Raw genomic sequence first — 13,180 nt, forward strand, 5'->3', positions numbered from 1 at the left:
TCTCTTTCTTAGTGGATAGGGTCTTCGTCAATGGCTTGGGCGCGGGTGTTCGGCAGGAACAGACTGCCGATAATGCCTACGATCACCATGACGACCACCGGATACATCAAACCGCCAAAGATATTGCCGCTGGCCTGTGCCAGGTATGTCGCGGTAAACGGCACGATACCGCCAAAGATGCCCGCGCCGATGTGATACGGGAAGGATAGCGCCGTGTAGCGGATACGGGCGGGAAACAGTTCCACCAGATAAGACGCGACGGGTCCATAGACCATCGCCACGACCGTGGTCATCAGCACCAGAATCAAGATAATGGTGGCGCGATCGACGCGGTTAGGGTCCGCGCGGTCCGGATAACCCGCGGCCGTGAGCGCTTTGGCATAGCCTGCGCGGTCAAACCCATTGACGGTGACGCCGCCTACGCTCATGGCAATTTCCTGCCCGGGCAACGGCGCCGCATATTCGAAGTTGATGCCCTTGCCGACCAGGAACTTCTTGGCCTGTACGCACACCTTTTTATGATCGGCGTGGCTGCCGATCATGGCCGCCTGCAAGCCGAAATCGCAAGCGCCGCCGCTCGTGTCAGCATGGACACGCACCGGCGTGCTCTGCATGGCCTGCGCCAGCGCCGGGTTGCCCGCCTTGAGCAGCACTTCAAACATCGAGTGATAACCGATGGCCGCAATGAACAAGCCCGCCATCATGATCCACTTGCGGCCGATGCGGTCGGAGAGCCAGCCGAACAGCACGAAGGTCGGCGCGCCAATGATGAACCCGATCAGTATCAGCGTGTAGACGCTGGTCTGGTCGATCTGGACTGCCTGTTGCAGAAAGATCATCACATAGAACTGACCCGTGAAATACGTGGCGCCCTGGCCGGCGGTTACACCGATCAGCGCCAGCAACACCAGTCTCAGGCTGGACCATTGGCCAAACGTTTCTTTGACGGGATTCTTGGACAAACGGTTCTGCTGCTTCATCCGCGTAAAAACGGGAGATTCATGCAGCTTGGCGCGCACATAGATCGAAATAGCCAGCATCACGATCGACAGAATGAACGGCAGGCGCCAGCCCCATTGGCGGAAGTCTTCGGCGCTCATGGCAGCCTGGGTGCACAGGATCACCACCAGCGACAGGATCAGGCCAGCAGACGAGGTGATCTGAATCCAGCCCGTCAGCAGCCCGCGCCGCTTCGGTTCGCAATGTTCGGCCACGTAAATCACCGCGCCGCCGTATTCTCCGCCCACAGCCAAACCCTGAACGACGCGCAGGGTCAGCAACAGAATCCACGACAGATGGCCTGCCGACTCATAGGTGGGCAGGCAGCCAATCAGCACGGTGGCGCCGCCCATCATCACCACGGTGATCAGGAACGTGTACTTGCGGCCCAGCTTGTCGCCCAGGTAGCCAAACATCACTGCGCCCAGCGGCCGGATGATGAAACCCACCGCCAATGCCCCCAATGCCGCCAACAACGCAACCGTGGGGTTGTCCTGCGGAAACAGGACTTGGCTCATGAAGACGGCCAGCGTCCCGTAGATGAAGAAGTCATACCACTCGAACAAGGTGCCCAAGGTCGAGGCCACGACCACCTGACGTTCTTCTTTTCTGCTGAGTGCCGCGCTGGCACCCCCCTGCTGCATTGCAATATTCGCTTCCATGCTTGGTTTTCCCCTGCTGTTTTTAGTTGATACTGCTGTACGCATTAACTATTATCAAACTTAAAGGCGTGCCGCAAAAAGCTGGGGGAAACCCGAAAACCGGCGCAGGCGCCCGCCGGACCCCGCACGAGCCGCTGCTACACTGCCGCCAAACACACAGTGGAGGCAGTGATGGCAAGGCCCGCCGGCAAGGTTGAAAAGAACACGGAAAAGACGCCAGCCGCTGCGCGCAGAGGCATCCAGTCGATCGAAGTCGGGTTTCGGATTCTGGACGTGATCCGCAAGACCGGCCGTCCGATGCCCTTGAAGGAAATCGCGGACGCCTGTGAACTGACCGTCCCCAACGTGCATTACTACCTGGTGAGTTTTCAGAAGGTCGGCGTCGTGCAACAGCATGCCGACACGGGCCACTATGGTCTGGGGCCCTACGCGCTGCGGCTCGGCCTGGCGGCTCTGGAACAGTTCGACGTCTTCACGACGGCGCGGCCCATCATGGCCGAGGTGGCCGCGATTACCGGGCACACGGTTTTTTTGGGCGTGTGGGGCAACAAGGGGCCCACGATTGTCTATCGCGTGGAAGGCAGCCGCAGCCGCCCCCTGCTGGAATTGCGCGTGGGCAGTGTGATGCCCCTGCTGTCGTCCGCGCTGGGCCGCAACTTTCTGGCGCATCTGCCAGAAACCAGCACGCGTGACCTGCTGGAACAGGAGCTGGCGTCATCGGTGCCGGAAAGCCATGGCGGCTCGCCGGGCAATTCCTACACGATGAAAGACGTACAGGCGATACGCGCCGAGGTGCAAAAGCATCACATCAGCCGCTGCCGCCACGCGCTGCTGCCGCATTTCACGTCGCTGTCGGCGCCTATCTTCGACATGCTGGGCGAAATGACGGCCGCCATCACCTTGATGGGACCCGTGGGCGCCATTGACGACGATCTGGAATCCGGCACGGCCCGGCTGCTTCGCGAAAAAGCCCGCTCGATCTCGGCGATGGCGGGCTGGGTGGACCCGGACGCGCGTTAAGCCTCGCGCCGCGGGATACCTGGTAAATCAGCTCTCGGCGACGATCTTGGCATCTTTGATCGTCTTGGCGTACTTCTGCTGTTCTTGTGTCATGAAGTCGGCAAAGCGCTGCACGCTGCCGCCGCCGTCTTCCGCTCCCACCTGCGCCAGCTTCTCTTGCACGTCCGGCATCGCCAGAACGCGGTCGATGTCGCGATTCATGCGCTGGACGATCGCGTCCGGCATCTTTCCCGGTCCCACCATGCCAAACCAGATGCTGGCCTCGAACCCGGGGTAGCCTTGCTCGGCAACCGTCGGCACATCCGGTTGGCTCTTGGAACGCTTTTGCAGCGTCTGGGCCAGTGCGATGACCTTGCCCGATTGCAATAGCGGCGTCGCGGTGGTCATGCCTTCAAAGCAGTACTGCACATGGCCGCCCATCAGGTCGTTCATCAGCGGCGCCGATCCCTTGTAAGGCACGTGCAGCACATCAATGTTGGCACGGGCCTTGAAGATTTCCAGCGCCAGATGCTGAGCAGAGCCGCTGCCAGCGGATCCAAACACGATCTTGCCCGGTTGCGCGCGGCACAGCGCGACCAGCTCAGGCAAAGTCTTGGCTGACTGGGATGCGCCGCCGATCAGAATCGTGGGCGTCTTGCCCACCAGCGCGATCGGCGTGAAATCGCGATCTACCGAATACGTCAGCTTGGGTTGCAAGCCTGGCGCAATACCATGGCTGTTCACATGCGCCATCAGCAAGGTGTTGCCATCGTTGGGCTGGCGTGCGACCTGCTCGGCGGCGATGATGCCCGCTGCGCCAGCGCGGTTTTCCACGATGACGGGGATGTTCCACATCACGCCCAGCTTCTGCCCCAGCAAGCGCGCCAGCACATCGGTGCCGCCGCCCGCCGGAAAACCGACCACGATTTTTACGGGACCCGGCGGCAGATCTTGCGCGCGCGCCGGCATAGGCAGGACGAGCGCCGCCCCCAGCGCTGCGGCGCCGGTCATGAATTCCCTACGTTGCATTCTTGTCTCCTTGCGCGGGTCCCGAAGGCCGGCGACTGGTTATGGAAGCACTGCCTGCCTCTGCCGCACCCGGCCGTCTGGCGCGGCCTGGGTGCTGCACTCCTGCACTACAACTGCATCGACGCCAACCAACCCGCCTTACAACGCAGGCGGCACTGCCAGGCGTTGCGCCAACTGCGCGGCCTGCACGTCATTCAACTCCACAAGCGGCGGCCTGACGGTCGCCCACACCGGATCTTGCCGGCGCTGCGCAATCGCCGCCTTCATCGCTGGAATCATGGGATAGGACTGGAAAATAGCGCGGGTGTCGTTCAACGCCCGCTGACGGTCGTCGGCGCCGTCATCTTGCCAATGGCGATAGAGTTCGACGATAGGGCCTGCGTTGACGTTGCCAGTGGCGGTGATGCAGCCCGCGCCGCCTGCGCGCATGGTCTCAAGCAACACGGTTTCGGTGCCTGCGAACACATCGAAGCCCCGCGGCTGAAAGTCGCGCAACATCGCCGCTGTGTTGGCCCAATCCCCGGAACTGTCCTTGATGCCCGCGATGATGCCCGGAAATTCACCCAGCAAACGGTCAATCAGACCCAGGCTGATGGGCACGCCCGACACCGGCGGGATGTGATAAAGGTAGACGCGCAAGCGCTCATCGGCAACCTGCTCAATGACATGGGCAAACGCGCGGAACAGGCCTTCGTCGCTGACGCCTTTGTAGTAGAACGGCGGCAGCATGAGCACCCCGCCGCAGCCTGCTGCAACCGCATGCCGCGTCAGTTCGACCGCGTCGGGCAAAGCGCAAGCGCCCGTGCCGGGCATCATGCGGGCAGCGGGCAAGCCTGCTTCAAGCAAGGCGTCCAGCAGTTGCCGCTTTTCCGCCACGCTAAGCGAATTGGCCTCGGAGTTGGTTCCGAAAATCGCCAATCCCGCACCCTGCTCAAGCAAGGCGCGGCAATGTTCGATAAAGCGCGGCGCGCTGGGCGACAAGTCCGCGTTGAATGGCGTCAGGACTGGTGAATAAACGCCCTGCGGACGATCGGCGGCAACTGTGCTCATCAAGAATCTCCTGGGTTCAACGGCCGACGCGGGTCCACTTGCCGTACCGCTCGACCATGCGTTCGTCAAAACCGAACCCAAGCCCAGGCTCCTGATGCAAGACCACGCGACCCTGCTTGTGGGTCAACTGGCGATCGACCAGCTTGCGGAAATTGAGGACCTGGTCGTCCCAGAAGAACTCAACATACCGCGCATTCGGCGTTGCTGCCACCAGTGGCGCGTGGACATCGTGGAACCAGTGCGGGCAGACCACAACACCGTAGCTGGCAGCGGTGGCAGCAATGCGCTTCCACTCGGTGATGCCGCCGCAAACCGCCGCATCCGTCTGCAAGATGCCGGCCGCACCCTTATCCAGCAATTCCTTGTGATACCAGCGGCCATATCCGATCTCGGCGGTGGCAATCGGCAGGTGAGTCAGACGCGCCAGCTTGGCGTGGCTGTCGATGTCATCCGGCCCGAACGGTTCTTCGATGAAATAGGGTTCGTACTGTTCGAAGCGGCGGATGTACTGCATGGCCTGGGTCACGTCCTGCCAGGCGTTATTGCAGTCCATCATCAGCTCGACGTCGGGGCCCACGGCTTCACGCGCCGCCTTCAACCGCGCTTCCTCTTCACGCGGCGACAGGCGGCCAGTCTTCATCTTGACGGCGCGAAAGCCCTTGTCCACGTAGCTGGCCATTTCTTCGCCCAGGTGCTGCGGCGTCTTGCCATCCAGGTAGTAGCCGCCACTGGCGTAAGCCGGCACGGTTTCCAATTCCATCGCGCCCAAAAACTTGTGCAACGGCAGACCGGCAGTTTTGGCATTCAGGTCCCACAACGCAATGTCCAGCGCGCTCAGGGCGCGCATCACCGTGCCCTGGCGGCCTTGCAGCAGGGCTTCCTGATACATGGCTTGCCACAACCCTTCCACGGCATGCGAATCCTTGCCCAGCAGCACCGGACCCAGCAGGCTATTGACCGCAGCTTCGAAAATGGCGCCACCGGCGCTTCCTACGTAGCAAAAGCCGATGCCTTCCACGCCATCGGTGGAGCGGACCTTGACCAGCCCATAGTGCCGCGTGGAAACGCTGCGGTTCGAAAACGATGTGACTTTATCCAGAGGCACCGCGGCGGCGCATACGTCTATGGATTCAATGATGGGCACGGCAGACTCCTTGATTGCTGAGAAATTCTGAAGGGCGGTATCAACACGGCTTGGATGATTCAACGCCCTGGAACGTATTCTTGTCCGCGCCAAAGAAAACAACAATTATCTTCACCCATCTTTAGAATATGGAAAAAACATCTTCTTAAGAGGCAAGCCGCCGTGGACTCCCGTTTTCTACAGACGTATGTGCATGTCGTGGAGCTGGGCTCTATCGCCCAGGCTGCGCGGCACCAAGGGCTGACGCCCGCCACTGTCCAACAACGCTTGCGGGCGTTGGAAGCCGACATGGGCAGCGCGTTGATTGCGCGTTCCGGCCGCACCGTCAAACCCACGCCGGCCGGCCTGCGCATTCTGGAGCGCGCCCGCCACATCTTGCGCGACGTGCGGGATCTGCGCTCGGCCGCGTCCGATACCGAACTGCCCGCCGGCCCCTTGCGGCTGGGCGCTACGCCTACCGCGTTGACCGGCATCATGCCGCCCGTGCTGCGCACCTGGGTGGCGCGCCATCCGCATATCGAGATCTATATCGAGCCCGCTCCCACCACCCTGCTCTACAGCAAAGTGCTGTCCGGGGAGCTGGACGGGGCGTTGCTGGTGCACCCGCTATTTTCCATTCCCAAGACCTGCGTCTGGCGAGATCTCAGGCACGAACCGCTGGTGCTGGTCACTCCATCGAGCATGAAGGTTGAAGATCCGCTGGCGGTGCTCACGCGTGAACCCTACATCTGCTACGACCGCAGCGTAGTGGGCGGCAAGATGGCGGACGACTACCTGCGAGCGCGTAATTTGCGGCCGCAAGTGCGGTTTGAACTCGATGGAATCGATTCCATCGCCAAACTCGTGTCAGAAGGACTGGGGGTGGCGCTGCTGCCTGATTGGGCCACAACGGGCACGCCGCTTGCCCACGTCAAACGCTGGCCGCTGCCGGCGCCCTGCCCGGTTCGCACCGTCGGCGCGATCTGGCCGCGCGCGGGCGTGCGGTCGGAATTGATGCGGGCATTCGTGGAACTGACCGAGGCGCAACTCGGCCTGGGCTGATCCCCTTGCGGGAAGGACGTTAGGCGATCGCGTCCTGTCCGTTGCGCGCAACGATGGCGCCGCCCGAAACCACCAGGCGGCGCGGCTTGCGGGTGACCACGGCTTCTGCGACACAGCATGCGTCCACCAGCACCAAGTCAGCGCGCGCACCCGGCGTCAGGCCATAATCCGCAAAGCCACAGGCGCGCGCGGCGGCGCTGGATACGCAATCAAAGGCCCACTCCACTTCGTCATCGCGGCGCAGATCATTGCGCAGCCCGATCATCATGGCGCGCGCCAGCATGTCGGGGCTTCCATAAGGCGTCCAGGTGTCACGAATGCCGTCATTGCCGCCAAAGATGATCACACCGGCTTCGCGGCAAGCGCGTACCGGCGGCACGGGCCGCGACGGCGGCGCCGTAGTCAGCACGGCCACGTCCAACGCGGCCAGTCGCTTGAGCAGGCCATCCAGCCGCTTGGCGTCCACGCCGCCCAGACAGAAAGCATGGCTCACGACGACCTGCCCTTTCATGGCAAGCGCCTGCGTGCGGTCCAAGATCAGGTCCAGCGTGAATGCACCCAGTTCTCCGGGTTCGTGCAGATGAATGTCCACCGGCTTGCCGTGCTTGCTGGCCAGGCCAAACAGCACATCCAGTGATCGCGCCGGATCACGATCGATGGCAGACGGGTCCAGCCCGCCCAGCACATCCGCGCCCATCAGAAGCGCGTCGTCCAGCAACTCGGCCGTGCCGGGTCTTATCAACAGCCCGGACTGCGGAAAGGCCACCGTTTGAATATCGATGCGGCCGGCAAGGTCGTCACGGGCGGCAAGCACACCTTCAAGATGGCGTAGACCGGCGTCGGTATCGACGTCAACGTGCGTGCGGATGCGGGTCGTGCCCTCGCGCAGGAACGCCAGAGCCAGCGCGCGCGCATGGCTGGCGGCGTCGTGCCCGGTGCGAGCGCGCCATTCGCGTTCGTTGTTGATGCGGTCTGTCAGCGCCGAACCCACCTCGTTCACGTACCAAGGCGAATCCCAAGTCGTTTTGTCCAGGTGGGTATGGCCTTCCACCAACCCCGGCAGCAACAAAGCGCCGCCGCCGTCTTCGACGATGGCGGCGGCCGCGTTGATCTGAGCATCGATTTGCCGGATGCGGCCCTCTTGCACCAGCACGTCCACCATTCCGGTTTGCGGCAGGCGGACGTTCTTCAACAACAGATCAGTCATAGGATTTCCTGGACGAACGCAAACGGCCGGCAGCGCCGGCCGCGGGAAGCCATCAGGCTTCAGAGTTGGGGCGGTTCAATCCAGAAAAAGCGCTCACCCTGGCGAACCATATCGGCAACGCCTTCCGCGCCAATGCGATAGTCAGTGCCCATCAGCGTGGCGCCGCCGTCTTCATGGATGTGGATGACGGCCAGCGGGTCATTGGCCATGGTGTACCAGTAGTAACCGGGCTTGAGATCATGCAGGTCTGTATTCATGGCTTGAGTATACAAACAACCAAGGCGGTACAAAAAGACAACACATCATGAAGCCGCGCCTGACATCATGAACGCGACAGGTCATACTTCTTGCTCCTAAGCTGAAACAGCTAGTGCAGTTGTCACACAACGACTCCAACACGGCGGCACCCACGCCAGCGTGTTGATCGCGAGGGGGCTAGCGTACGCATGAAAAGGCAGTCACTTCAATTCAGCGAACCGCTTAAACAAGCCGTTTTAAACGGCTCTAAAGTGCAAAGCCGTCGTATCTTGAAACCGCAGCCTACCAAGCCCACCACGGCCTGGTATGCCGATGCTGCGGATTCCGGCAGATGGGTGGCCATGGGTCCATCGCGGGATAATCCCGCCGAGCAGCGTAAAACGTCCACGTGGGTCCGGTGCCCTTACGGAAAATCCGGCGAGTCCATTATCTTGATCGATGAAGCGGGGACGCCATTTGCAACGGCCGTCGTGGTCGGCGTGCGCATACAGCGTTTGCAAAGTCTGACTGAAGCCGACGCGCGGGCTGAAGGCACCCAAGCGTTGTATGAGGCGTCGGCATTGCTGCCTGGCGTACCACTTCAAACAGCGTTTGCGTTGATGTGGTGCGAACGGTATGGGGCCCACGCATGGGCGGCAAATCCTTGGGTATGGGTGGTTGAATACCGCCGCCATCAGCCCAGCGAGGAGCCGGAACGTTAGTCCACGCGTATCGATGGTGACGGCGTGTAACGCACCTGCAAGACTTCAGCGCATTCCACCTCATTTCAATCGATTTCAAGTGCGGTTTTACCAGAGCGGCAGCACCACACCGCACTGCAACACGACTGGTGATTCACACAAGGGGACAGTTGCGGATTGTCGCTATTGAGGGCGCGCTGCTTACGAAAAGCGGCGGGAAAAGCCCGAAAATAGGGGCATCGAATACTTAACTTTGCTGTGTGATGCAGCGGGCAGGTGCAACATGAAAAAATGGCTGATTGCTAGTGTGGGAGCCGCAGGTCTGCTGATCTCCAGCGTGGCTTTGGCACGTGTGGACGTAGGTATTTCCATCGGCGTGCCCGGAGTGGTTTATCCGGCGCCTGTCTACGTCGCTCCTGCTCCGGTTTATGTCGCGCCTCCCCCTCCGGTCTACTACCGCCCGGCACCTGTGTATGTCGTGCCGCCCCCAGTGGTCTACCCTGCCCCCGTGTACTACCGTGGCGGCGGCGGCCGTTATTGGCACGGCGGCCCTCCGCCCCCGCGCTACTACGGCCCGGGTCCCGGCTACTATCGCGGGCACGGCCACGGTGATGGTCGAGGCCATGGCGGCGACTGGCGCCGTTGATCGTATGACCAGCAACCGTTGCTCCGGTATGCGCGGCACCTGAAATACAAAGGCCACTCTGACGAGTGGCCTTTTTTCCGCCGGGACAATGTCCGGTGCCCCGCTGGAAAGAGTCAGACTGCGGGAGTCTGTACAGGCTTGCCCGCCATGACGGCAGGTTTTTCCAAAACCGGAGTGGCCTTATTGGCTTCCTGCGGCAACTCTTGAACAAGATCAATCCATCTGCGGGGCGCACTGGACGCCCGCCACCAACCATTATGCGGACGCATGAGCAAACTCCGGTTCACCGTTAAAACGCACACCATTGATTTCTTGGAACAATTGACGGCTTTCCTGTTCTGCTTCATGCAAGTCTGAAAACGGCGCCTGTCCTGGCACTGTCCAGCATTTTTCCGGTGCGGTTCCGCCAACTCTGCGGGTCCATATCTGCACGCGGTAACCCTGTTCGTCCTCACGAGCGACAGAGCATCTCACACGAAAATCTCCAATCATTCTTGAAGTCATGGACAACTCCTTGTTATATAAGCGAATGAAGCGTGTAGAACGCGGGTGTATTGTGCCGCAACTATCCGGCCCTTATATTGGAATACACAATTTCTAACATCATATTCAAGCACTCATGTCGTCAGCATAATCAGCAAACACGACAGGAATATGTCGACATCATAAAAAAAAACGGAGCCCGAAGGCTCCGTCTTTTAATCGGCCGTAAGACCGATGGACACCGATTTCATTAAGCTTTCAGAACCGTTACGCCGCCCATATAAGGCTGCAACACCTCGGGCACCAGCACGCTGCCATCGGCTTGCTGATGGTTTTCCAGTACTGCAACCAACGCTCGGCCAACCGCCAAACCGGAACCATTCAGCGTGTGCACATATTCCGGCTTGCCCTGCGCATTGCGGAAACGCGCTTGCATGCGGCGGGCCTGGAAAGTTTCGCAGTTGGACACCGACGAAATTTCGCGCCAGGTGTTTTGCGCCGGCAGCCACACTTCCAGATCGTAGGTCTTGGCCGAACCGAAGCCCATGTCGCCGGTGCACAGCAACATGACGCGGTAAGGCAGACCCAGCAGCTGCAACACGCGTTCTGCGTGACCGACCATATCTTCCAGCGCCTCGTAGGACTGGTCAGGCTGCGTCACCTGCACCATTTCAACCTTGTCGAACTGGTGCTGGCGGATCATGCCGCGCGTGTCGCGGCCGCCGCTGCCGGCTTCGGAACGGAAGCAAGGCGTGTGCGCGGTCAGCTTGAGCGGCAGATCGGCAGCAGCCTGGATAGTGTCGCGGGCGACACTGGTCAGGGTGATTTCCGACGTGGAGATCAGGTACTGGTCTTCGCGCACATAGGGATTGCCGTTCGCGTCCACCTTGGGATCGTCGTCGCCGCCCTTGGACACGGCAAACATGTCGTCCTTGAACTTGGGCAACTGGCCCGTACCGTACAGCGTCGAAGCATTGACGATATAGGGCGTGTAGCACTCGGTGTAGCCGTGCGTGCCCGTTTGCAGGTCCAGCATGAACTGGGCCAGCGCGCGGTGCAGGCGGGCAATGGAACCACGCATGAACGAGAAGCGCGCGCCCGACAGCTTGGCGGCCATATCGAAATCCAGGCCCAGCGGTTCGCCAATGGCGACATGGTCGCGAGCCTCGAACGCCAGGGCGGGCGGATTGCCGTCAGCGCCCGCAGCGCCGGGCAGCCAGCGGCGGACTTCGACGTTGTCGTCAGCGGATTCGCCCAGCGGCACGCTGGCGTGCGGCAGGTTCGGCACCGACATCAGCAGCTCGTTCAGCGGCTGCTGCAAGGCAGAGAGTTCTTCTTCCAGCTGCTTCAAGCGGACAGGCACAGCCTGCGATTCCGCCATGACGGCGCTGGCGTCTTCGCCCTTGGCCTTCAACTGACCGATCTGCTTGGCCAGCGCATTGCGGCGGGCTTGCAGGGACTCGGTCTCGGTCTGGACGGCCTTGCGGCGAGATTCCAGGTCGTTAAACCGTTCCGTATCGAAGGACACGCCACGGCTCTTGAGGCGGTCTACGACGGTTTGCAGGTCTTTGCGCAGCAGTATCGGGTCTAGCATGGTGATGTCAGTGAGGTTGCAAGAAAAGCAACGGACGCGGTCCGTTACCGGTTTTTAGCGCGTTCCTGCGCATCCAACTCGCGCAGAAATGCCAACTTTTGCTGGATTTTAGCCTCCAGGCCGCGATCAGTCGGCCGATAGAAGGAAGGCTTGAGTCCGTCAGGAAAATATTGCTCCCCCGCAGCATAGCCGTGGGGTTCATCGTGAGCATAGCGGTAGGCCTTGCCGTGGCCCAACTGCTTCATCAATTTGGTAGGTGCATTTCGCAGATGGATAGGCACCGGCGCGCTGCCATGTTCCGACGCAAATTTACGCGCCTGGTTGTAGGCCTCGTAGACCGCGTTCGACTTGGCGGCGCAGGCCATGTAGACCACTGCCTGCGCCAGCGCGAGTTCGCCTTCGGGCGAGCCCAGCCGTTCGTAAATGTCGGCGCCATTGACAGCCAGATCCGTCGCGCGCGGATCGGCCAGGCCGATATCTTCGATGGCCATGCGCACCAGCCGGCGGGACAGGTATTTGGGATCGGCCCCGCCATCGATCATGCGGCAAAACCAGTACAGCGCGGCATCCGGGTTGGAGCCGCGCACGGACTTATGCAGCGCGCTGATCTGGTCGTAGAAGGCGTCGCCGCCCTTATCGAAGCGCCGCAGGTTCTGCGACAGGGAAATTTCCAGCCACTCCGCGTCCACCGTATCGCGGCCCGCCGATTGCGCGGATTCGGAGACGACCTCCACCGCGCTGATCAGGCGGCGCGCGTCGCCATCGGCCCAAGCAGCGAGCTGTTCTCGCGCATCGTCGGCGACGTGTATGGTCTGGCCGTCTTCCAGGCCGTCATTTAGCGCAACGACGGCGCGATCGACCAGATGCTGGAGTTCTTCGGATGTCAGCGATTGCAGCACATACACGCGCGCCCGCGACAGCAAAGCCGAGTTGACCTCGAATGACGGGTTTTCGGTGGTGGCGCCAATGAAGGTGAACAGCCCGCTTTCCACATAGGGCAGGAAAGCATCCTGCTGCGCCTTGTTGAAGCGATGCACTTCGTCCACAAACAGAATGGTGCGCCGGCCCTGGCCCTGCGCCACCTGAGCCACCGTCACGGCTTCGCGGATGTCCTTGACCCCGCCCAGCACCGCCGAAATGGCAATGAACTGGGCATCGAAACCATCGGCCATCAGACGCGCCAGCGTCGTCTTGCCCACGCCGGGCGGCCCCCAGAAGATCATGGAATGCGGACGGCCGGATTCAAATGCGACGCGCAGGGGCTTGTCCGGCCCCAACAGGTGCGATTGGCCGACCACGTCGGACAGGGTGCGCGGGCGCAGGCGCTCGGCCAGGGGCACGTAGGGCCGATGCGCAGGATCGCCCGAGAAGAGATCGTTGCTCATTGG

General features: G+C 61.4%; 13 protein-coding genes. 4 read left to right on the forward strand and 9 right to left on the reverse strand.

The window, feature by feature from the left end; translation table 11 throughout:
- Positions 1-8 precede the first annotated feature (8 nt).
- The gene (locus RAS12_RS16405) at positions 9-1,661 is read right to left on the reverse strand and encodes an MFS transporter (protein WP_306937188.1); all 1,653 of its coding nucleotides are present in this window, start codon (positions 1,659-1,661) and stop codon (positions 9-11) included.
- 171 nt (positions 1,662-1,832) lie between these two features.
- Here RAS12_RS16405 and RAS12_RS16410 point away from each other — a divergent pair, with 171 nt between their 5' ends.
- Positions 1,833-2,681: an IclR family transcriptional regulator gene (locus tag RAS12_RS16410; protein WP_306937190.1), complete on the forward strand. Its 849-nt coding sequence runs from the start codon at positions 1,833-1,835 to the stop codon at positions 2,679-2,681.
- A 27-nt stretch (positions 2,682-2,708) separates the two neighbouring features.
- Here the strand turns inward: RAS12_RS16410 and RAS12_RS16415 are convergent, their stop codons facing one another.
- The 3 genes from RAS12_RS16415 to RAS12_RS16425 form a co-directional block, all read right to left on the reverse strand.
- Positions 2,709-3,689 (reverse strand): Bug family tripartite tricarboxylate transporter substrate binding protein, encoded by a 981-nt coding sequence (locus RAS12_RS16415; RefSeq protein ID WP_306937192.1) that lies wholly within the window; start codon positions 3,687-3,689, stop codon positions 2,709-2,711.
- Between the two features lie 138 nt (positions 3,690-3,827).
- The gene (locus tag RAS12_RS16420; RefSeq protein WP_306937194.1) at positions 3,828-4,739 is read right to left on the reverse strand and encodes a dihydrodipicolinate synthase family protein; all 912 of its coding nucleotides are present in this window, start codon (positions 4,737-4,739) and stop codon (positions 3,828-3,830) included.
- A gap of 16 nt (positions 4,740-4,755) precedes the next feature.
- Positions 4,756-5,883 carry a mandelate racemase/muconate lactonizing enzyme family protein gene (locus RAS12_RS16425; RefSeq protein WP_306937196.1) on the reverse strand — a complete coding sequence of 376 codons (1,128 nt, stop codon included), beginning with the start codon at positions 5,881-5,883 and terminating at the stop codon, positions 4,756-4,758.
- 162 nt (positions 5,884-6,045) lie between these two features.
- On the opposite strand from RAS12_RS16425, the gene RAS12_RS16430 reads away from it, so the two are divergent.
- Positions 6,046-6,924, forward strand: coding sequence for a LysR family transcriptional regulator (locus tag RAS12_RS16430; RefSeq protein WP_306937198.1), 879 nt, complete (start codon positions 6,046-6,048; stop codon positions 6,922-6,924).
- Positions 6,925-6,943: 19 nt separating this feature from the next.
- Here the strand turns inward: RAS12_RS16430 and RAS12_RS16435 are convergent, their stop codons facing one another.
- The gene (locus RAS12_RS16435; protein ID WP_306937200.1) at positions 6,944-8,131 is read right to left on the reverse strand and encodes an amidohydrolase family protein; all 1,188 of its coding nucleotides are present in this window, start codon (positions 8,129-8,131) and stop codon (positions 6,944-6,946) included.
- A 59-nt stretch (positions 8,132-8,190) separates the two neighbouring features.
- The gene (locus RAS12_RS16440; RefSeq protein WP_057287287.1) at positions 8,191-8,388 is read right to left on the reverse strand and encodes a hypothetical protein; all 198 of its coding nucleotides are present in this window, start codon (positions 8,386-8,388) and stop codon (positions 8,191-8,193) included.
- A 189-nt stretch (positions 8,389-8,577) separates the two neighbouring features.
- On the opposite strand from RAS12_RS16440, the gene RAS12_RS16445 reads away from it, so the two are divergent.
- Both RAS12_RS16445 and RAS12_RS16450 read left to right on the forward strand, forming a co-directional pair.
- Positions 8,578-9,090, forward strand: a complete 513-nt coding sequence (locus RAS12_RS16445) for an ASCH domain-containing protein (protein WP_306937203.1) — start codon at positions 8,578-8,580, stop codon at positions 9,088-9,090.
- 262 nt (positions 9,091-9,352) lie between these two features.
- Positions 9,353-9,715 (forward strand): virulence factor, encoded by a 363-nt coding sequence (locus RAS12_RS16450; protein WP_306937205.1) that lies wholly within the window; start codon positions 9,353-9,355, stop codon positions 9,713-9,715.
- 255 nt (positions 9,716-9,970) lie between these two features.
- Here the strand turns inward: RAS12_RS16450 and RAS12_RS16455 are convergent, their stop codons facing one another.
- The 3 genes from RAS12_RS16455 to RAS12_RS16465 form a co-directional block, all read right to left on the reverse strand.
- Positions 9,971-10,219 carry a hypothetical protein gene (locus RAS12_RS16455; RefSeq protein WP_082134366.1) on the reverse strand — a complete coding sequence of 83 codons (249 nt, stop codon included), beginning with the start codon at positions 10,217-10,219 and terminating at the stop codon, positions 9,971-9,973.
- A gap of 229 nt (positions 10,220-10,448) precedes the next feature.
- Positions 10,449-11,792 carry a serine--tRNA ligase gene (gene serS / locus RAS12_RS16460; protein WP_306937209.1) on the reverse strand — a complete coding sequence of 448 codons (1,344 nt, stop codon included), beginning with the start codon at positions 11,790-11,792 and terminating at the stop codon, positions 10,449-10,451.
- Between the two features lie 44 nt (positions 11,793-11,836).
- Positions 11,837-13,177: a replication-associated recombination protein A gene (locus RAS12_RS16465; RefSeq protein ID WP_306937211.1), complete on the reverse strand. Its 1,341-nt coding sequence runs from the start codon at positions 13,175-13,177 to the stop codon at positions 11,837-11,839.
- Positions 13,178-13,180 lie beyond the last annotated feature (3 nt).

The sequence above is a fragment of the Achromobacter seleniivolatilans genome (assembly GCF_030864005.1).
Classification (GTDB): domain Bacteria; phylum Pseudomonadota; class Gammaproteobacteria; order Burkholderiales; family Burkholderiaceae_B; genus Achromobacter; species Achromobacter seleniivolatilans.

Excerpts from the sequence above, each read along its gene's own strand:
- RAS12_RS16405 (WP_306937188.1), bottom strand. The coding sequence starts at position 1,661 with ATGGAAGCGAATATTGCAATGCAGCAGGGGGGTGCCAGCGCGGCACTC.
- RAS12_RS16410 (WP_306937190.1), top strand. The coding sequence starts at position 1,833 with ATGGCAAGGCCCGCCGGCAAGGTTGAAAAGAACACGGAAAAGACGCCA.
- RAS12_RS16415 (WP_306937192.1), bottom strand. The coding sequence starts at position 3,689 with ATGCAACGTAGGGAATTCATGACCGGCGCCGCAGCGCTGGGGGCGGCG.
- RAS12_RS16420 (WP_306937194.1), bottom strand. The coding sequence starts at position 4,739 with ATGAGCACAGTTGCCGCCGATCGTCCGCAGGGCGTTTATTCACCAGTC.
- RAS12_RS16435 (WP_306937200.1), bottom strand. The coding sequence starts at position 8,131 with ATGACTGATCTGTTGTTGAAGAACGTCCGCCTGCCGCAAACCGGAATG.
- RAS12_RS16440 (WP_057287287.1), bottom strand. The coding sequence starts at position 8,388 with ATGAATACAGACCTGCATGATCTCAAGCCCGGTTACTACTGGTACACC.
- RAS12_RS16445 (WP_306937203.1), top strand. The coding sequence starts at position 8,578 with ATGAAAAGGCAGTCACTTCAATTCAGCGAACCGCTTAAACAAGCCGTT.
- RAS12_RS16450 (WP_306937205.1), top strand. The coding sequence starts at position 9,353 with ATGAAAAAATGGCTGATTGCTAGTGTGGGAGCCGCAGGTCTGCTGATC.
- RAS12_RS16455 (WP_082134366.1), bottom strand. The coding sequence starts at position 10,219 with ATGACTTCAAGAATGATTGGAGATTTTCGTGTGAGATGCTCTGTCGCT.
- serS (WP_306937209.1), bottom strand. The coding sequence starts at position 11,792 with ATGCTAGACCCGATACTGCTGCGCAAAGACCTGCAAACCGTCGTAGAC.
- RAS12_RS16465 (WP_306937211.1), bottom strand. The coding sequence starts at position 13,177 with ATGAGCAACGATCTCTTCTCGGGCGATCCTGCGCATCGGCCCTACGTG.